Below are 19285 nucleotides of genomic sequence, written 5' to 3' on the forward strand. Positions count from 1 at the left end.
TTATCTTGTAAAAATGAAGTGAAGTTTAGTAATGATAAAATTGCAGAATTTTAAAATATAGCAAAAATAAAGATTTTTTTAACAAATTTCAATTAATGATAATCAAATAAATTTAAAAATCTTTTTGCTCTTGTTGTATAAGGATTTTTAAAAAAATTATCTGGAGTATTTTGCTCTATGATTTGCCCTTTATCCATAAAGACAATTTTATCTGCAACCGCTTTAGCAAAACCCATTTCGTGTGTTACTATGAGCATGGTCATCCCTTCTTTAGCAAGATTAAGAATCACTTCTAAAACTTCACGCACGATTTCAGGATCAAGTGCAGCCGTTACTTCATCAAAAAGCATTAATTTTGGATTCATACAAAGACTTCTCACTATGGCTATTCTTTGTTTTTGTCCGCCACTAAGCTCTCTAGGATAAGCATCGATTTTATGTGCTAAACCTACTTTTTCAAGCCAAATTTTAGCTTCTTTTAGAATTTCATCTCTGTTTCTTTTTTGCACTTTTAAAGGACCTAAAAGTATATTTTCACGCACACTTAAATGTTCAAAGAGTTCGTAAGATTGAAAAACCATTCCGATTTTTTGACGCATTCTTGTCCATTCTTTAAAATCCTTAGTGATTTTTTCATTATCAATATACAAGGTCCCGCTTTTAAATTCTTCAAGTCCGTTAATGCAACGCAAAAGCGTGGATTTACCACAACCACTAGGTCCTAAAATCACTGCAACTTCTTTGGCTTCAATCTCTAAATTAATATCCTTTAAAACTTCAATATCTCCATAATTTTTATACAAATGCTCTAATTTTAAAATACCCATATCAACTCCATTTTTTCTCTAAATTTTTAGAATACAAAGAGATAGGATAGCAAATCAAAAAATAAATGATAAAAATCACTCCATAAATCATGAAGGGAGCAAAGTCATTTTTATTATGCAATTCTATAATTTGCTGTCCAACTTTTACAAGCTCTACTGCACCAATTAAATAGGCAAAAGTTGTGCTTTTAATCATACGCGTGAGGAGATTCATACTCGCAGGCGTAAGTCTTCGCACCGCTTGAGGGATGATAACATAAATAAAGCTTTGAGTTTTGCTAAGTCCTAAGGAGCTTGCTGATTCGTATTGATGTTTTGGAATGCTTTGTAAAGAAGAACGCACCAAATCCATCATTTCAAAACAACCCCAAATGCTAAAAACCACGACTGCAGAAGTTACAGAACTAAAATGCACACCAAACCATCTTGAAAAGCCAAAATACACGACAAAAAGCCATACAAGCAAGGGCATCACTCTAACAAATTCAAGTCCAAAGCGGCATATTGTATAAATACAGCGATTTTTAAGACTCATTAAAATTCCTAAAATAAGTCCCCCAAAAGAAGTGATGAGTATGCTTAAAAAAGAAATTTCAAGCGTGATTAAAAGTCCTTGAAAAAGTCTATAAATGCTTGTTGAATTGAAAATTTCAAGCATAATTTAACCTTTTTTCTACTCTCGATAAGATAAAAGATAGGGGCAAGATAATGCACAAATATCCTAAAAATAGCATCAATAAAAGTTCATTTGTTTTATAGGTTAAGGAATTAAGGCTTGTCATTAGAGTCACTAAATCAGGTAGTGCAATGATACTGACTACAGAAGTTTCTTTGATTAAAAAAATAATATTTGCACTCAAACTTGGCATAGAGATATTTAAAGCTTGAGGCATGATAATGTATCTTAAATTTCCAAAATGACTAAAGCCTAAAGAAAGCCCGGCTTCAAATTGCTGTTTTCTCACAGCTTCAAAACCTGCCCTTAAACTTTCAGCCATATAAGAACCTCCTAAAAAGCTAAGTCCGACGACCGCACAAGCAAAAGAGGGACGCAAACTCTCATCGACACTTAAACAAAGCAGATTGAGTCCGTAAATCTTTTCAAGATGAATGCCAAATTTAGGTAAAGCATAATATAAAAAGAAAAGTTGTATCAATAGGGGAGTATTTCTTGAAAATTCAATATAAATTTTACAAATTTTTTCTAAAAAATGCCATTTAAAATAACCCATCAAAACACAAAACAAACCGATGATAAAAGAAAAAACTATGCCAAAAAAACTAAGCTTTATAGTCAGCCACATTGCTTTTACAAAAGCTGGAAGAGTGCTTAACATAAAATCTAAATCCATATTTCACCCTCGTTTTTAATGCTATTTTACTCTTAATTATGTTAATAAATTCTAAATTCCTTAAATATACAATTTTACTTATACTTTGATTTAAAAATTTGTTGATATAGAAATTTTTAAATCAAAGTATAAGATTTATTTTATCTTAATTTGTTATATTTACGCGTTTATAAAAATTTAAAAAGGAGTTTTAATGAAATACGAAACCATCAACGAAGAATCGATTGGAAAACTTATGGAAATTTTTTATGAGAAAGTGCGAAGAGATAAGGATTTATCTCCTATTTTTAACGCTTCTGTTGGAACAAGCGATGAAGAATGGACAGCTCATAAAGCAAAGATTGGAAATTTTTGGAAAGGAATGCTTTTGGGTCTGGGTGATTATAATGGGCAACCTTTGAAAAAACACCTTGATTTGCCACCTTTTCCGCAAGAATTTTTTGGTGTTTGGCTTGGTCTTTTCGAAGAAAGTCTTAATGCTCTTTATAATGAAGAAATGAAAAATGTGATTTTTCAAAGAGCAAATATGATTGCTTCACATTTTCAAAATATGCTTTATAAATTTGGGGGACATTGATACATCAAGATTTTGATAAATCTTGTTTGACTTTTTGTAAAATCATTTCATCGCTAGAAAAGTCAAAAAATTTAAATTCGTTTCCGTGTTGCATTAAACCATCGATAAGGTCTCCGCTCAATCGATTTTTAAGGTCAAGTTCAGCAATCTTAAAGCCGTCCATTGTCAGAGCAAATTCCTCAAGTCTTTGTGGAATGTTTTTAAGTTTGGTGTAAAGATAACAGCTGCTTTTAAGTCCAACCCTGCCGACGCGCCCGCGAAGCTGATGTAGGGTTGCAAGCCCCAATCTTTCAGCACCAACAATCACAATGGTGCTCAATCTGGGCAAGGAAATTCCGACTTCTACAACAGTAGTGCTAAGGAGGATATTTCCTTCTTCTTTGAATTTTTGTAAAATTTCATCTTTTTGCTTGTCTTTTCCATGCGTTACAAAAACCTTATCATAATGACTCTCCCAATAAGCCCTAGCTTGTTCTAAAGACAAATAAGGAATTTTATCGCTCTGATTCACTAGAGGGTAGATGATGATGATTTGATGATTGAGTGAAATTTCTTTTTTGATTTTTTCAGTAAGCTTTGAAAAATCCTCATTTTTGATACAAAATGTTTTAATCTCCTTTTTAAAAGGCATTTGTTTGATAAAGCTAAAATTTAAAAGTTCTGATTGTATCATGCTTAGAGTTCTTGGAATAGGGGTGGCGGAAAATTGGATGAAATGAGGGCTTAACTCTCCCTCACTTGAGAGAGAATGAATTTTTTGTCTTTGTGCAGAACCAAAACGATGCTGTTCATCAATCATCACCAAAACCGCTTGAAAACCGGTGTGGTAAATGAGTGCATGTGTGCCGATGATTAAGTGTGCTTGTTGGATTTGTGCGTCTAAGCCTTTATCTTTTTTACCTCCTTTAATGAAAGCAATATTCATAAATTCGGGCAAAAGTTTTTTTGCCTCTTCAAAAAGTTGAGAGGCTAAAATGCTTGTGGGTGCCATCAAAATTGCTTGTTTAGGATAAACCATTAAAGCAGCTGCTAATAAAACCAAAGTTTTTCCACAGCCCACATCTCCCATAATCACGCGTCTTTTAGCTTCTTTAGAATGCAAATCTTCTCTAATGTCTTTGATTGCATTAAGCTGATCTTGTGTGGGCGTAAAAGGTAAGTTTTCAAGCCAAGTTTGAATGTCAAAAATTTCAAGCTCAAAACTCTTTTTTTGAATTTTTTTTGTTTTCAGTCTTTTGAGAAAATTATACATTTCAATGTATTTTAAATTCTCGTAAAATTGTTCTAAATTTTGAAACATTGCGAAACTTTTTTCATCATAAGCATGAAGGGCTAAAAGAAAATGGATATATTTTTCATCGATTTGACTTTCTTTTAAATTCTCAAAATTGACATAGCTTTGAATGAGATTTTTAATCGTGCTGTCTTTAATGCTTTGAATTTGATATTTGGGCACAAAACCACCTGCTTCATTGAGAATTTTAGGATTGTTAAATTGCCACGATTGATTGAAAAAAACAAGTTTTGAGTGAAAAATCAATTCTGCTCCAATCTTACAAAGGCTATGATGCCATTTGTTCGCATTAAAAAACACAAAAGAAAGCTCTTGATTCCACATTTTACATTCGCAAATTCCAAAAAGTTGGTTGTTTTTAAAGCCCACACTTTTAATTTGAACCTTTTGAGTGCAAATTTCATTCGGGTTTGGCTTAGGGGTGAGATTTAAATTTTCAATCTTTTTAGGTAAAATCAAAGCTAAATCAATCACGCTTTTTATTTTAAGTTTCTTAAAAAATTCAAAATCTGTGCTTTTAACCTTCATTTTGTATGCTTGCAAACGTTAAATTTAAGAGTTCTTTATGATTTTTTATATAAGCATTGAGTGCTTTTAACTCAATTTTTTGAATTTTTTCAAGCTCCTTTTTGTAATGCCCCAATGGCAAACCTTGATAATACTCGCTCAATGAAAGAGCCAATCTCTTGCTCAAACTCTCATAACGCAAAGGAGTGTTGCCGATGATAAAATTCTTAGCCTGATTAAGACTGGTTTCATCAACTCCTTTTTGAATAAAATCTTTAAAAATCTCTCTGATGAGGTTTTTAGCTTCGTTTGCATTTTCATTTTTGGTCTGCAAATATCCAAAAATTCGTTTGTAGGATAAAGTCATATCTAACATCGCATAGGCTGAATAAGCCAAGCCTCTTTTCACACGAATTTCCTCCATAATTCTTGATCCAAATCCGCCTTGTCCTAAGATGAAAAGTGCAATTTTTCCAAGATGCAAATCCTCATCTTTGAAATTTGCAAAAAAAGGTGCTGCAAAATAAATATAAGCTTGTTCGCTCTCTTTTCTTATAAGAATTTCATCCTGATTTTTTGAATTAAGATGATAAGTTTTATCTGCAAGAGTCTTGCCTTTATCAAGCCCTTCTAAGATTTTTAAGACAAAATTTTTACCTTCATTAAGACTTAAATCCCCTCCTAAAGTGATGATAAGATTATTTAAATGAATGTGTTTTTTATGAAAGTTTTTAAGATGATTAAGAGAAATAGAATGGATGCTTTGTTCGTCTCCATCATTAGGGCTTTGGAATTCTTTATAATCAAAAATTTTAGAATTGAGTAAATTTTTTGCTAAATAATCAAAATCGCTGTTTTTACTCGCAAGTTCGCCCAAAGAATTGAGTTTGATTCTCTTTAAAATTTTTTCCTCAAAACGTGGATTTTTAAGCAAATCACATAAGGCTTTAGCTGCTGCATTTTTATGTTCTTTGAGTAAAGAAAGATTGATTTCTAAGTTTTCAAAACCACTATTTGCGTCTAAATTAATCGCTTTAAATTCTAAATTTTTGAAGAATTTATCATCAACACCTTCATTAAGAAGTTTTGCAAACATTCTTGCAAGTCCAGCCACTTCATCAAAACTTCTGCCACAATTTTTAAAAATAAGCTTTAAAATAATAATAGGAAAATCCCTATTTTCTTCAAAAATAAAAGGAATTTTAATTTTTTTAATCTCTAAATATTGCATTAAAACCTTTCCAAAATTTCATAAGCTGTATTGCGTTTAGCAGGAACTTCACCTAAATTTCTAATCAATCTTATCATTTCATCTTGATTCATTTTATAACTCGCTCCAGCTGCAGAAACGACATTTTCCTCCATCATTGTTGAACCCAAATCATTGGCTCCAAATTTCAAAGCAAGTTGTCCTATTAAAGAGCCCTGCGTGACCCAAGAGCTTTGTAAATTTTTAAAATTATCCAAATAAAGCCTTGCAATTGCGAGGAGTCTTAGATATTTGTTTGAGCTTTGTTTTTGAATTTGAGGATAATCTTGAATGAGTTTGGTGTTTTCACTTTGAAAAGACCATAAGATAAAAGCTCTAAATCCTTGCGTTTCATCTTGTAAATTGCGTAAATATTCTAAATGTTCTATAATCTCTTCATCGCTTTCTAAGGTTCCAAACATCATTGTAGCTGTGCTTTTCATACCGATTTTATGAGCATTTTTATGCACTTCAAGCCAAGTGGCTGTATCACATTTGTTCGGAGCAATGAGTTTTCTTACTCTATCGCTTAATACTTCAGCCCCCGCTCCGGGAATTGAAAAAAGCCCCTTATCTTTAAGTCTTTGCAAAACTTCGGTGATAGAAATTTTAGAAGCTTTGGCAATATAAGCAATCTCAACCGCAGAAAAGCCATGTATAGTGATATTAGGGTAATGCTCTTTTATCCAAGAAACCAAATTTTCATACCATTCTATCTTAAGCTTAGGATGCACTCCACCTTGAAATAGAATTTGCGTCCCGCCTATGGCTTCTAATTCCTCGATTTTTTTGCCTATTTCTTCAAAACTTAAAATATAAGCATCATCTTCTTTATGATGGCGATAAAAAGCACAAAAAGAGCAGTCAATACAACAAACATTGGTATAATTAATATTTCTATCCACAATAAAACTCGTGATTTTTTCAGGATGAAGTTCTAGTTTTTTTGCATAAGCTCTTTCTCCAAGTTCAACTAAAGAGCTATTTTTAAGCAAATTTAAAGCTTCTTTTTTATCAAGTCTTTTCAAATTTTTCCTTTGACTTAAATTTAAAAGGATTATAGCATTTAAAATTAAATCAATTTTGTATTATAAATCCAAGGTTCATAACTTTATTGTTTAATTTAGAGTGTATTTTAATTTTTTAAATTGTTTTTTATCGTAAGTTTTTTAAGAATTTTTAGTAAATGCTATTTTTATCTGTAGTTAAAAAATTGCAAAAATTATCAATGTAAGTTTTATCTAAAATACATTTTGACAAGTTTTATGTTCTGTATAAGAGCTTATATTTAAACTTAAAAACATTCAATGATAGCGATATTTTAAGAAATAAGGATTATGAAAATTTTTACAAAGAATTTTGTAATTTTGCTCATCAAAAATGATTCCACCGGTATTAAAATAAGTGTAAAGAGTAGAAAATTTTTGTTTGAAATCAAACAAAGAATCATCTTTTTTAAATCCTCCTCCTAAAATACAAAATTTACAAGCTTTTTGTGAAGCATATTCAAAGAAAAAATCCAAAAGAACCGCATTAGCATGAGATTCTAAAGTGTTAGCACTAAGATGATAATAAGAAAAGTCCTTGTGTAAGAAAAAGGAGGCATAGGCGAGAATTTCATTTCCAAGACTTGCTTTTAAAACTTTGTATTCTTTAAAATATAAACAAGGTGAAATTAATAAAATTTATCAAAAGCCACAAATAAGCCCATTTTAATTAATTTCAATTATTTCAATTGTAGATTTTACAACATATTTAAAAAAACAATCAAACACCCATTTAATAGGTATTTAATCGATATAAAAAATCAAAGAACGCTTTAAAGCTCTGCCAAAATGTGCCATTAAAGACAATTTTTCTTAAAACAAGCTTTAAAAATATCTCCTATTTTAAAATAAAATTTTTAATTTGTCAAGGGCTATCAACAAAACTCAAAAACACCATAAGCTTAAGCATACAAACCAAAATACGATTTTAAGGGCTTTCAACATTGCAAAACACCAAAGCACTAAAGACGCATAGAAGTGAATGCTAAAGACACTAAAGGCTTCTTATTTCTGCGATAGATAGCTAGAGTATAATGATATTTCCATATAGTGTTATCTCCACAAGCATAATTTCGGTTAAAAGTTAGTTTTGCATTTTACATTTTTCACAAAACGCAAAATAACGCCCGATAAAGCCCATTTAAGTCAAATCAAAAAACAAACATTTTTTATTTTTTTGTTTTCATATACCCTCGCTCTTGTGTGGGGCGACTTAGAAAACGCAACAAAAAGCACAAAACGCTTCATTTTGTGCATCTGTGGGGCGACTTGAAAAGGATTATAGGGTTCAAAAAAAGGATTATGAACTTTGAAATTGTGGCAAAGACTCAAAAAATCAAGTTTAATGTGAGTTTGTGTCTTTAATAATTTAAGCAGGAGCTTGAGTCTTTAAGGTTAAAAAACCAAGCTTAAAAGGTTCAAAAAAGGATTAGAGTCTTGCGGACTTTCAGGGCTGTCTTTTTGTGGGTGCTATCGCCTTGCAACGCGTCGTCTGCATTATCAGCGTCTTGTCTTTCACTCTCTTGCTCTTTTTTATATTGCTCTTATGCGATTTTTAAGCTTTCAAGCACAGAATAAAACGCGTCTTAAAATCTCATCATTTTCACTCTTTAACGCTTCATCATTCAGTTTTTCTCTAAATGCATTCACATTTTCATTCATTGTCTTCTCCTTTTACATTGTCTAAAATCAAATGCACCAACGCTTCAAACTCAAAACGCAAAGCCTCATCATTCAAAGTCTCTTTAAAGCTCTCAAGCAAGGCGTTAAAGCCTCATCCTTTCATACGCAAAAGCGTGATAATCTTGATTGTTCTGCATTCTGTGCGATTTTTAAACTGACAAGCAAAACAATCAAGACGCTTAGTTTTCTGCCAAAAGAGATTAAAACACTCCTTTATTTTATGACATTTTTAAACTCACTCGCCACTCGTGCAACTTTTAGCGATGTATTCCACTTCCAAATAATAAGTACTCAAGCGTTTCGCACTGCTTAAATCATTATTAAATCGCGGTTTTTTTGGGACTTTTAGCGGACATTTGATGGGCACTTTCACCTCTTGATATTCTGTTTTTATCATCAGCTCTTTTTTTGCACTGCAACCTAAAAATATGTGCATTAAAAGCAAAGAAACAAAACAAAAAATTATAAATTTTAAAATCGTTTTCATTTTTACTCCTCAAACTCTCAAACTCTCAAACTCTCAAACTCTCAAACTCTCAAACTCTCAAACTCTCAAACTCTCAAACTCTCAAACTCTCAAACTCCTCGCCTATTTTCAAAGGCTCTTTTAAGCCTCAAATCCCGCTTTTTCATCTCTTTTTCATCTCTTGCCCTGCTAAAAACCTTTAAAATTTCACCTCAAAGAGCTTCACATCTTGCAACAAAGCCATTTCAAGAGTTGAGTTTGTGCTTTTTCAAACATTTTTTCACAAAATTTTTCCGCTTTGAGTGAGAGCATTTACTTAAAAAATGTTTAAGCCCCTTTAGGTAGAAATATAAGCGTCTTTAATGTTTGAGTGATTCACATCCTCTCATAAAACTCATAAACAAAAACACCAAAAAAACTTAATTTGCCTTGCTTAAAACATTAAATAAATCCTTAAAGCTCTTAAGCTCATTTTCACAATTTTGCAAAGCCCCCAAATGCTCATCTTTCTTAAAATCAATCCGCTCTAACGCTTCCATCGCCACTTCATCGCGTTCATAAGAAACGATTTTAAGTCTCTCTATCGCTTCATTTTGTGCTAAAATCTGTTTTAAAGCCTCGTTTTTTTCATTCTGCAAATGCAAATTTTTAAGCTGCTCTTTTTGAAAATCCGCACTCAAAAGCTCATTTTGTGTGTAAAAAATCGCACACAACACCCCCAAAGCGATAATAATCATTATTTTTATATCAATGAAACTCGTTATAAGAGAACTCAAAGAAAACATTTGCCCTCCTTTTAGTGTTTTTTTGCAATGCTTTAAACCGCATTTTTTAATGTTTTTTGCGTTTGTGTAACGTTTTATTTCGCATTTTCACACAATTTTCACAAAACATAAAGCCTCCAAAAGCATTAAATCCCCTTTTAAAGCCCTTTAAACGCATTTAAAACGCCCTTTTCACAAAAACAAACACTTATTTATATTTATTTTGTATGTTTGTTGTCTGGGTTACAAAATAAGTGATTAAATTTGTTATATCACTCACTTTTACAGCTTGCGTTGCGGTTTTATACGCACCCGTCCATTGTGTTTTAACCGCATTCATCGCTTCAAGTGCTGCAGCCTCGCCATTGAATTTTATCGTTTTAGCTAAGTTTGTCTTTGTCGTGTTAAAATCTGTCTTTAAGGCATTCAAAGCGTCTTCAAGCCCCCCCCCTAGTTTTTCAATGACTTGCTTCACTAAAGAATCAATAATCACATCATCATCAATCATCAAAGTCTCTCTTTGCTCTTCACTCAACGCAAACAAATGATGCACCTGCAATACATCATTGAGTTTAAACGCCTCTTTTAAAGGGGCTTTGATATAAGAGATATTTATCCTTAAGCGTTTAATGTCTTGCTCTAAAGACGCGTTTGATTGCTCAAGGGCAACACTCTCATCATAAAGCTCTACTAAATGATGATTCAAACTCTCTCTTTGCATATCTTGCTCGTGTTCTTCCTTGCTTAAAGTGTGCTCTGCGATTGTGCCTTGTAAAGTTTCAAGCTCACTCTTTGCTGTTTGAGCTAAACTTTGTTTATTTGTCAAAGCCTCGTTTAAAGTCGTTAAATCCTCGCTGTCTGGGTTTTGTTCGGTCGTGTTTTTAATCTGTAGTTGTAACATCGCTATTTGTAAATTAAGCTCATTATACTTTTGAGTCTTTGTTTCAAGTGTGCTCTTTTCACTCTCAAGCTCTGTTTCTAAATCCTCAATGCTTTCACAATGCTCTTCATAACGTGCTTTTATCTCAAAATTTTCTTTCACAAGCTCTAAGTTCTCAAGCGTTTCTTCCGCATTTTTTATCGCTTCATTTTGTTTTTCGATGGCTTTGAGTTGTGAGCGGATTTGTTCGTTTTTAGCCTTAACTTCGGCTTGTTTTGTCGCTAAAGACGCTTTATCGTCCAAAGCCTCATCCAAATCATCCGCCTTTGTCTCAATGCTTTGTTTTAAGGCTTGTATGTCTGTGTTTAATTGATTGCGTTCGCTCTCATAAGTGCTTAAAGTCGTTTGCAAACTCTCAAGCTCTGTTTTTAAACTCTCAATCGTGCCTTTTTGTGTTGTGATGGCTGTGTTTTGAGTCTCAATGCCCTTTTTAAGCTCTCTTTTATGCAAAACAAAGGCTTTAAGCTCTTCTTTTAAAGCAAGTTTATTTTCTTTGTCCGATTCTTTGATGCGTTTAGTGCTTTCTTTGGTTTGAAGTTCGCTCTCTTTGTTCTCAAGCTCACTCTGTTTTGTGCTTTTTGTCTCTTCATCGGCACTCTCAAGCTCTGTTTTTAAAGTTGCGATTTGCGTTTGCAAAGTTTCTATTTCACTCGTTAAAGTCGTAATCTCGCCTTCAAGTGTGCTCAAAGCGATTTTATTATCTTTATAGGCTTGTTCTTTTTCAGTGAGTAAGCTTGTGAGCATTGACAACTTACTCGCCGCTGTGATTTGCTCTTTTGTGCTTGTAATTTTTGCTTTTAAAGTCTCATTTTCTGTTATTAAAGCCTGTTTGCTCGTTGAGCGTTGAGCGATGGACGCGTCAAGCTCTGCGATTTGAGCTTCTATCTCACTCGTATCTTGCTGGGCGGTCTCTAAAATGCCTTTTTGCGTTGTGGCTTCGTTCTTTTGAGTCGTTAAAGTCTCAATCTCACCTTCAAGTCCTGCGATTTTGCGTTCATTTTCAATGATTTTACTTTCACATCTTGCAATCTCAAAAAACATACAAGGCAATTTTTTATCAAGTTTTGAAAGTGCGGTTTTTGCAGAAGGCAAATCTGTATCATTTGTTTGCTTTAAAAGTATTTCTATCTCCTCTTTACGGCTTTGTTTTTCTTGCTTTAACTCTTCATTGCGTTGTTTTTGTGAAGTTTTTAAAGCAAGTTCAGCTTCCTTTGAGGCTTTAAGCTCATTGTCTTCGCAAAGTTCTATCTCGGTCGTTAGATTTGTAATGCTTAGTTCTAACTCCTCTAATGTGCTCTCAATATTTGGCAAATCCGTTTCAAGCTGGGTTTTTTCTGCATTCAAAGACACAATCAAGGCTTCAAATTGTGCGATTTTGCGTTCTAAATTCTCTTTTTCTGTATTCAAAGCGTCTTCAAGAGCACTTAAATCTTTTTGAATGTCTTCAGCTTTAACTTGCAACTGCTCTTTTTGAGCGTTGTTTTGAGCGATTTGTGCGTTTTTTATCGCAATGTCATTTTCAAGCTCTGCAACCTGTGAGAGTTCAAGCTCATCGGGTTCTTTCAAATTTGCAACATCGCCGCATTTATCAAATAAAAACTCTGTGCTTTTATGCAATTTATCCACATAAGCCTTTGTTGCTCCGTGCTGGGCTTCTTTAGGATAAAGGGCATTACTCACGGCTTCTTTAGCGTCTTTAACGTCTTGCTCTTTTTCTTTATAAAGAGCATCTTGCGTTGCGATTTCTTGTTTTTTTTCTGCTAAATCCTGCATTAATTGCTCTTGTTGCTCTGCGTTTTCACTCTGTTGCGTTTTAAGCGTATTAAGTGTTTGCTCATCTTGTAAAAGCTCATTTTCAAGCTGGGCTTTTTTTGCATTCAAAGCGTCCTCATCGCGTAAAATCACGCGTGAAAAAAGCAAAGTTAAAGATTCTTGCTGTTCGGGCGTGAGTTTTGTTTTAAAACTTTCATAACTTTGCACGATTGATTCTGCATTTTCTAAGCTCTCGCTCATTTGGGGCAAAAGTTCTTTTAAGCTCTCTTGCGGGTCTGGTTGTGCTGTGTCTTTTTGAGTGTTTTGTTCTGCTTTTAAACTTTCAAGCAAAGAGTCAAACTCACTCTTTAACGCTTCATCATTCAGTTTTTCTCTAAATGCATTCACATTTTCATCGCTTAAAATTTCATTTTCTAAACTTTCAAGCAAAGAGTCAAACTCACTCTTTAACGCTTCATCATTCAGTTTTTCTCTAAATGCATTCACATTTTCATTCATTGTCTTCTCCTTTTACATTGTCTAAAATCAAACGCACCAACGCGTCAAACTCAAAACGCAAAGCCTCATCATTCAAAGTCTCTTTAAAGCTCTCAAGCAAGGCATTCGTTTCAACACAAAGAGCAAGTTTTGAGATACAATCATTTTTCATATTGTAAATTTGCAAAGAATGCTTATAAGTCTCATCATAATTTTTCTTTAAATCCTCCGCATTGTGCGTTAAAACCGCATTTTGATTATAAAGTTCCATCAATTCATCTAAAAGGGCATTAAGGGCATTTTGAGCGGATTGTAACGCGTTATTTGCAGAAATTAAAAGCTCTTGTTCATCGCTGTCATTTGGCAAATACGCGTCGATTCTTTTGGCAAAATCTTCAAGCCTGTGCTCATAATCAGCCTTTGCATTATCAAAGGCATTCATCGCTGCATCGCGACGCGTTTCAATTTCATTCAAAGCCGCGTCAATCTCGTTAATCTTTTCTTGTTTGAAGGTTTCAAGGTTTTCTTTTACAGCATTTAAATCATCTTGACCTTGTTTAATTGTGTTGTTTAAATCATCTTGACCTTGTTTAATTGTGTTGTTTAAATCATCTTGACCTTGTTTAATTGTGTTGTTTAAATCATCTTTAGCACTTTGCACAAGTTCGCGCCCCTCTGTGATGCTCTGCTCTAAAGCCGCGTTCGTTTCAATGACTTCATCCAAGCGATTAATGGCTTCTTGTATCGTATTTTTAAACACAATCACCTCGCCCGCACTTTCTTTTGTTTCTTTATTGATGTGTTTTATCTCCTCGATGAGGGCTAAGGCTTGATTTTGACTTTGCACTAAAGACTCTTTGGTTTGAACTAAATCCTGCGTATGTGTTGCGATTTTTTCATTCAAAGCCTCATTTTGCGTTTGCAGTTGTGAAAAGATGTTTAAGGCTTCATCATAAAGGCTTTGCGTTTGTGTTTTGATGAGCTCGTGACTCTTAAAATCATACTGATAATGCTGCTCTAATTTCTCAAAATTTTTATAGAGCTCATTCACGCTTAAAAGTGTCATTTTGATCTGTTCTAACCAAAACACATTATCATTTAACGCTTCACTCAAAGCGTCTTTAAAACTCTTTTTCTCGCGTTTTTCAACCTCTTTTGTGTCAATGAGTGGGCTTTGAAATTGTGGCAAAGGCTCAATATGCGGACTTTGCGGGTCTTTTTGTTTTTCACTCTCTTGCAAGTCTGGTTGTGCTGTGTCTTTTTGAGTGTTTTGTTCTGCTTTTAAACTTTCAAGCAAAGAGTCAAACTCACTCTTTAACGCTTCATCATTCAGTTTTTCTCTAAATGCATTCACATTTTCATCGCTTAAAATTTCATTTTCTAAACTTTCAAGCAAAGAGTCAAACTCACTCTTTAACGCTTCATCATTCAGTTTTTCTCTAAATGCATTCACATTTTCATTCATTGTCTTCTCCTTTTTAATATTGTATGCAAGGGCTGTGAAAGCTCTTTGCTTCCGTGAGTGAGGACAGAGTCGCCCTTAAAAAATCGCATTCTTTTTTAAAGGCATTTTCATAAAAACCCGCCCTTTGCAAATTGCCCTCGTTGCTTTCGATTTGAAAGAGCAAAGAAAGACTTTTATAAATGAGTGCCATTTTCAAAAAATCCCCGTTCTCAAGTGTGCTCTCTTCATTTAAAGCCTTAGCTAGATTTAAATACACCTCTAAAGTTCCATTCGCTCGATGTTTAGGTAAAACCGCAAAACTTTGAAAATTTGAAAACGATGAAATCTGCAAACTCAAAGCCTTATCATCATAAGCTTTTAAGGGCAAAGGCTTCGCGTTTAAAAAGGCTTTTTCAAAAGAAAGCACCATTTTAGGTGCGTGAAAGATGAAATCATTAGGTTTAAGCTCTTTGACAAACTTGCAAACATTAAGCTTAAACTGATAAATTAAATCACAATATGCATGATTTATCGCGTTTAAAATCTCCGCTGTTTCATAGCGATAAGGTTCTTTTGTATCTCTTAGCCTTGCTCTTATATTTGTGAGTAAATCACTCATTTTAATCATCGTTTTGCCCTTATGAATTGATTTTTAATATAATCATCATAAACACTTTTTTCATAAGTTTCAAAATTGAATTTTTTTCCATAAAGATGTGAATTAAGAAAATTTTGCTTTTTCTTTTGAGCCTTAATTTCATTGATTAATTGCGTATCAAGTCCTATCTGTCCGCCTTTTGCTTCCAAATCAGCCAACAAAGAATCAACGCGGTTTAAGATTGCTTCCCTTGCTTGTGCGGTTCTTGCAACGAGTTCTTTTTGAGAGCGAAAACCCGCCCCGAAAACCTCTTTTGCTTCTTTGCGACTCTCATTTGTCGCCTTGCCATCATTCATCGCCCCAGCGACTCCATAGGTCATTTTCATCACAGCCGAGTCAAGCTTAGCGCGTTCATCATCAAGCCCGATAAAACCGCCTGTTTTTTTGTTTAAACCTGTAACAAGTCCATTATAAACACCCGCTAAATCGCTTCTTTTAAGCACTTCATCGCTATCGCGTAAGCTGGTGAGCATTTGTCCTAATTCTTTCGTTGTTTGTGTGATGCTCGTATGTTTTAAATCCCCTTTCACCTGTGCATCAACATTTGCTTTAAGATTGAGTTGCCCGATATTCACACCTAAATATTTATTTGCCAAATAGGCATCGTAAGCACTCAAAGTTCCATTTTGGATTTTTTGATCCAAATAAGGCACTCCCGTCAAAGCAACCTGCGACTCTTGAGCGTTGTTTTGTTCTGCGTTGTTTTGAGCGTCTTGCGAGTCTTTTGAGTCTTTGCTTGTCTCTTGCGTTGTGTCCGCGTCCTGCTCTTGCGGGATGAGAAAATTGCTTAAATCATTATTATCCATTCACTCCACCTTTAACTTACCTTGAAAATGCAAAGTCTCATCTTCAATGCCCTTTTCTTTAACCTTTAAACGATTCAACGCGTCCATATTTTCACAAATCAAAGAAAGTTCATTTTTCAAAGACAAAGACGCTAAGACAAGATTTTGAATGAAATTTGTCTTAAAAAGTTCGCGTGTTCCCATAATCTTATCTACCAAATGATGATTAATGTCAATGAGTCTCGCTTCGATGTGCTCTTTTAAACTCTTTTGCGTAAAATTTTGCTCTAAAATGGCAGACAAACTCTCTTTAATGAGTTCTTGCGTTGCGTTTTGATGTAAAAAATGATTGAGTAATTGCTTCGCAATCTCACTCTTTTGCTCTTTAAGCACCAACGCTTCCAAAGTCTTAAAATCCTTTTGAACTTGTTTTTGAATGTAAGCGGTCGCAAGAGCCTTTAAATCAAGGGCGATTAAGTCTTCATTGAATCGTTCTTGTGTGTGCTTTAAAGCATTTAAAGCGTCTTTTTCAAAGGTCTTTAAAATGTTTGTGTATTTTTCTTTTTTAAACTCATTGTCTAAAGCCGCGTTGAGTTGTTTTTGTGCAAGGGCTAAAAATTGCGTTGCGTTTTGTGAAAGTAACGCGTCGTAATCGATATTGATAGATTTGATTAAATCCTCTTTATTATCCTCATAACTCTGTGCTGTTTGTGCGATGATATAAGTTTGTAGCTCTTCTTTTTTTGTGTCAAGCTCATTTTTAATCTTTTTCGCATTTTCAAACACCAAATCATTAATCATCTTTGATTTTATCGCGTCTAATTCTTCTTTAAAACTCTTTTTTTGTGTGTCAAACTCACTCTTTGCACTCTCAAATAAAGCGTTTAACTTCTCAACAATTTGCGTAATATTTTCTAATTCTACACTTGCATAATCCATTAAAAACCTTTCAAAAAAAGGCTTTAAAAAGCCTTTTGTGTGTTATTCTTTGCTTGAAATAATGCCGATGGTTGCAAAGTCTGTATTTGAATAAGGGCTTAAAATGCCTTGAGTGGTTTCAAATTTTGCTTTTGCAATGGCTAAAAGTCTATCACATCCGCATAAAATCTTGCGTCCCGCGTCTTGTGCTTCATCGATATAAAAATTCACCTTATCACTGCCCACCATTACAAGAGCAGATGCACCGATGAGAAAACCGATTGAAACGGGTTGTGTTCCTGCGTAATCACTCGGCGGGGTGATGTTTGAGACATTTGCGGGATTGATATTTGCCCTAAAACTCGCTTCACTCACTTCGCTGTTTAAAAGTCCCACTTGCGTATCTGTCCAAACGCCCATATCCAAAACTGGACATTCATCAATGAGCCCGATAAGTCCGGTAAAAAGATTATTTTTATCACCACGAACACCGACTTTTTGCATCGCAATCCACTCCGGATCGTTTTTAAGCTGATTGATTTGATAGGTATCAAGTAAGATGATATAAGAATAATTTTGCACATTTAAGCCATTAAGCGTATGCGTTGCAGAGCGTATCGGTTTTAACGGATACGCGTCTTTGCCTTGATAATTAATGCCACTTCTTGCCATCATTATCGCACGTCTTAAAGCCTTGACATTGCACACATCACCTTTAACGATTTTTTTACTCGCCTCTTGCACACTCGCTTCACTTGTTGTATCTTTGAAAGAGCTTGCACTATCGCAAATAACCGCATTGCTTAAATCATTGCTTAAAGCTGTGATAAAATTGCGATCTCTTTTATTCGTAATCCAATCAGTCAAACTTTGCACGCTTTCTTTGATAAAATCAATTTGCTCCATACTTTGATAATGCTTCACTTGTGATTTTAACGCATTGCCGACGATTTTAGGATAAATTGTTTGAGAGAGTATCTCTAAATTATCCAAATTCGCTTCAAAGTCTGTATTACCCTCAACGCCATCGCCTGTTAAAGCGGCTTTTAAACGCGGTCTAAAAGGCTCTCCATTTTTAGTAAGATAAGTTCTTATGCCTCTATCTTGTCCGCGTCCTACTAAAGGCTCAAAAGGGCTTCTTTGCCAACTTGCCTTTTCGATGATGGTTGCAATCTCAACGCTGATATTTGGGTTTTCTTTCCATTGATTGAGATTGATTTTATTGAGTTCGTTTAACATATTTTGCTCCTTTTTTAAAATTCAACTAAAATCTGACTCGGCATAAAATACACGATTTTAACGCGTGCCGTTCCGCTTGTAAAAGCTCCACTTTTAAGCTCAACGCTCAACATATCCACCATTTGGCTAATCGTATGCACTGAAGAATTAATAAAAGCACTATCTTTTGAAGTAGAATCCAAGCTTACATTTTCTAAAAATGCAACATCTTGCTCTTTGAGCTTCACATCAACACTTCCGCTTCCGCTCGTGTTTTGCACCTCCACTAAAAGCTGAATAATACTTGCACCCTTTGGCACCAAAAGGGCATCATAAGCATTATTTTCTTTCATATCTGCTAAATCAATCACCGATTCAGCACAATAAACAACATTTTTCACTCTTTGAGTTCCCATTTTTTTACTCCTTTTTTTAAGATTCAATAGCGATTTGTGACTAAATCATCGCCCGAGTCATTTTCTTGCACACCTGAACTTGTGCCCTCGAGTCTTTTCGGTAAGCCTGTTTGCTCTTGTTTTTCTGCATTTTGTGCCCTGTCTGACGCCTTTGAAAAATACTCAAGCAATAATTCGAAAAAGTCTTGCGGTTTGGCTTTATCCAACTCATTTTTAAGCCGGGGTGGTAAATCTTGCTGATAAAAGTCCAAAAGCTCTTCAACATCAACGTCCGGGTGAGCCTCCTCGAAAGCCTTTTGTGCCGCTTCAATGGCTGAAAAGCTCTTTTTGATTTGAATGTCATTGTTTAACGCGTCGCGTTTTTGAATTTTTGAGCGATAATCGCCTAAAAATTCATTCTGCCATTGCAAAACTTGCTTAAAAAACTCTTCTTTGTTTTCAAAAAACAATTCCTCCATTCTTTCATCGATTTTTCCACTTGCAAATTTGGCAAAATCACTCTCTAAAGATTGACTCGCTTGTGCGATTTCAGACTCTAAAGCCTTTAATGCTGCTTCATCTTCTTGCGTTGAAAATGGGTCGATGAATTCTTTTTTTTCTCTATCCATTTTTTAACTCCTTGTAAAAATTATGCTTATTTTAGGATTTTTCATTTTTAAAAAATAGGGTTAAAAGTTTCAAGCTCACTCGCATTTTTATCAAAAAAAGAGTTTTGTGATGAAAGATGATATTATGAACATCGTGCTCTTGCATATGAAAACAATCTGCACGGAGTTTTTTGGCTAAATTAAGCTTATAACATAAAACAAGATTGAGTGCTAAGCTAAAAATAAAACAAGCCATAATAAGTCTTGTCAAAACGCGTCTAAGATGAATAATATTCACGGAGAA

General features: G+C 34.2%; 19 protein-coding genes. 1 reads left to right on the forward strand and 18 read right to left on the reverse strand.

The features are described 5' to 3' along the window. Positions 1-92: 92 nt before the first annotated feature. Genes CCUN_RS01235 through CCUN_RS01245 form a run of 3 tightly spaced genes read right to left on the reverse strand, consistent with a single transcriptional unit; the run spans position 93 to position 2179 of the window. The gene (locus CCUN_RS01235; protein WP_027305037.1) at positions 93-827 is read right to left on the reverse strand and encodes an amino acid ABC transporter ATP-binding protein; all 735 of its coding nucleotides are present in this window, start codon (positions 825-827) and stop codon (positions 93-95) included. A 1-nt stretch (position 828) separates the two neighbouring features. Then, entirely contained in the window at positions 829-1485 is a 657-nt protein-coding gene (locus CCUN_RS01240) for an amino acid ABC transporter permease (protein ID WP_027305036.1), read from the reverse strand. Next, positions 1478-2179, reverse strand: coding sequence for an amino acid ABC transporter permease (locus CCUN_RS01245; RefSeq protein WP_027305035.1), 702 nt, complete (start codon positions 2177-2179; stop codon positions 1478-1480). Before CCUN_RS01245 ends, CCUN_RS01240 begins: the two co-directional genes overlap by 8 nt. Positions 2180-2372: 193 nt before the next feature. Between CCUN_RS01245 and ctb the strand changes: the two genes are divergently transcribed. Further along, positions 2373-2756 carry a truncated hemoglobin Ctb gene (gene ctb / locus CCUN_RS01250; protein WP_027305034.1) on the forward strand — a complete coding sequence of 128 codons (384 nt, stop codon included), beginning with the start codon at positions 2373-2375 and terminating at the stop codon, positions 2754-2756. Positions 2757-2760: 4 nt separating this feature from the next. Here ctb and recG read toward each other — a convergent pair whose 3' ends face one another. From recG to CCUN_RS01330, 15 genes are all read right to left on the reverse strand, one after another. Further along, positions 2761-4578 carry an ATP-dependent DNA helicase RecG gene (gene recG / locus CCUN_RS01255; protein ID WP_027305033.1) on the reverse strand — a complete coding sequence of 606 codons (1818 nt, stop codon included), beginning with the start codon at positions 4576-4578 and terminating at the stop codon, positions 2761-2763. Continuing rightward, positions 4568-5788: a M16 family metallopeptidase gene (locus CCUN_RS01260; RefSeq protein ID WP_027305032.1), complete on the reverse strand. Its 1221-nt coding sequence runs from the start codon at positions 5786-5788 to the stop codon at positions 4568-4570. Before CCUN_RS01260 ends, recG begins: the two co-directional genes overlap by 11 nt. Beyond that, positions 5788-6834: a dehypoxanthine futalosine cyclase gene (locus CCUN_RS01265; protein ID WP_027305031.1), complete on the reverse strand. Its 1047-nt coding sequence runs from the start codon at positions 6832-6834 to the stop codon at positions 5788-5790. Before CCUN_RS01265 ends, CCUN_RS01260 begins: the two co-directional genes overlap by 1 nt. Positions 6835-7110: 276 nt before the next feature. Next, positions 7111-7329: a hypothetical protein gene (locus tag CCUN_RS01270; RefSeq protein ID WP_027305030.1), complete on the reverse strand. Its 219-nt coding sequence runs from the start codon at positions 7327-7329 to the stop codon at positions 7111-7113. A 1441-nt stretch (positions 7330-8770) separates the two neighbouring features. Further along, positions 8771-8971, reverse strand: a complete 201-nt coding sequence (locus tag CCUN_RS01280; protein WP_415270575.1) for a hypothetical protein — start codon at positions 8969-8971, stop codon at positions 8771-8773. Positions 8972-9420: 449 nt separating this feature from the next. Then, on the reverse strand, positions 9421-9786 hold the full coding sequence (locus CCUN_RS01285) for a hypothetical protein (protein WP_027305027.1): 366 nt from the start codon (positions 9784-9786) through the stop codon (positions 9421-9423). Positions 9787-9973: 187 nt separating this feature from the next. Then, positions 9974-12976 (reverse strand): coiled-coil domain-containing protein, encoded by a 3003-nt coding sequence (locus CCUN_RS01290; RefSeq protein ID WP_085296602.1) that lies wholly within the window; start codon positions 12974-12976, stop codon positions 9974-9976. After that, a complete protein-coding gene (locus CCUN_RS01295) occupies positions 12969-14420 on the reverse strand; it encodes a coiled-coil domain-containing protein (protein ID WP_027305024.1) in 1452 nt (483 codons plus the stop codon). Before CCUN_RS01295 ends, CCUN_RS01290 begins: the two co-directional genes overlap by 8 nt. 13 nt (positions 14421-14433) lie before the next feature. Next, positions 14434-15027, reverse strand: a complete 594-nt coding sequence (locus CCUN_RS01300; RefSeq protein ID WP_027305023.1) for a hypothetical protein — start codon at positions 15025-15027, stop codon at positions 14434-14436. Next, entirely contained in the window at positions 15024-15863 is an 840-nt protein-coding gene (locus tag CCUN_RS01305) for a hypothetical protein (protein WP_027305022.1), read from the reverse strand. The genes CCUN_RS01300 and CCUN_RS01305 overlap by 4 nt, the downstream gene beginning before the upstream one ends. Continuing rightward, positions 15864-16781 carry a hypothetical protein gene (locus tag CCUN_RS01310; protein WP_027305021.1) on the reverse strand — a complete coding sequence of 306 codons (918 nt, stop codon included), beginning with the start codon at positions 16779-16781 and terminating at the stop codon, positions 15864-15866. 42 nt (positions 16782-16823) lie between these two features. After that, positions 16824-17999 carry a phage capsid family protein gene (locus tag CCUN_RS01315; RefSeq protein ID WP_027305020.1) on the reverse strand — a complete coding sequence of 392 codons (1176 nt, stop codon included), beginning with the start codon at positions 17997-17999 and terminating at the stop codon, positions 16824-16826. Between the two features lie 14 nt (positions 18000-18013). Then, positions 18014-18394: a hypothetical protein gene (locus tag CCUN_RS01320; protein WP_027305019.1), complete on the reverse strand. Its 381-nt coding sequence runs from the start codon at positions 18392-18394 to the stop codon at positions 18014-18016. 23 nt (positions 18395-18417) lie between these two features. Continuing rightward, complete coding sequence (locus CCUN_RS01325; RefSeq protein ID WP_051521668.1) at positions 18418-19002, reverse strand: hypothetical protein; 585 nt, start codon at positions 19000-19002, stop codon at positions 18418-18420. A 31-nt stretch (positions 19003-19033) separates the two neighbouring features. Beyond that, complete coding sequence (locus CCUN_RS01330; RefSeq protein ID WP_027305018.1) at positions 19034-19279, reverse strand: hypothetical protein; 246 nt, start codon at positions 19277-19279, stop codon at positions 19034-19036. Positions 19280-19285 lie beyond the last annotated feature (6 nt).

It is taken from the genome of Campylobacter cuniculorum DSM 23162 = LMG 24588, assembly GCF_002104335.1.
Taxonomy (GTDB): Bacteria; Campylobacterota; Campylobacteria; order Campylobacterales; family Campylobacteraceae; genus Campylobacter_D; species Campylobacter_D cuniculorum.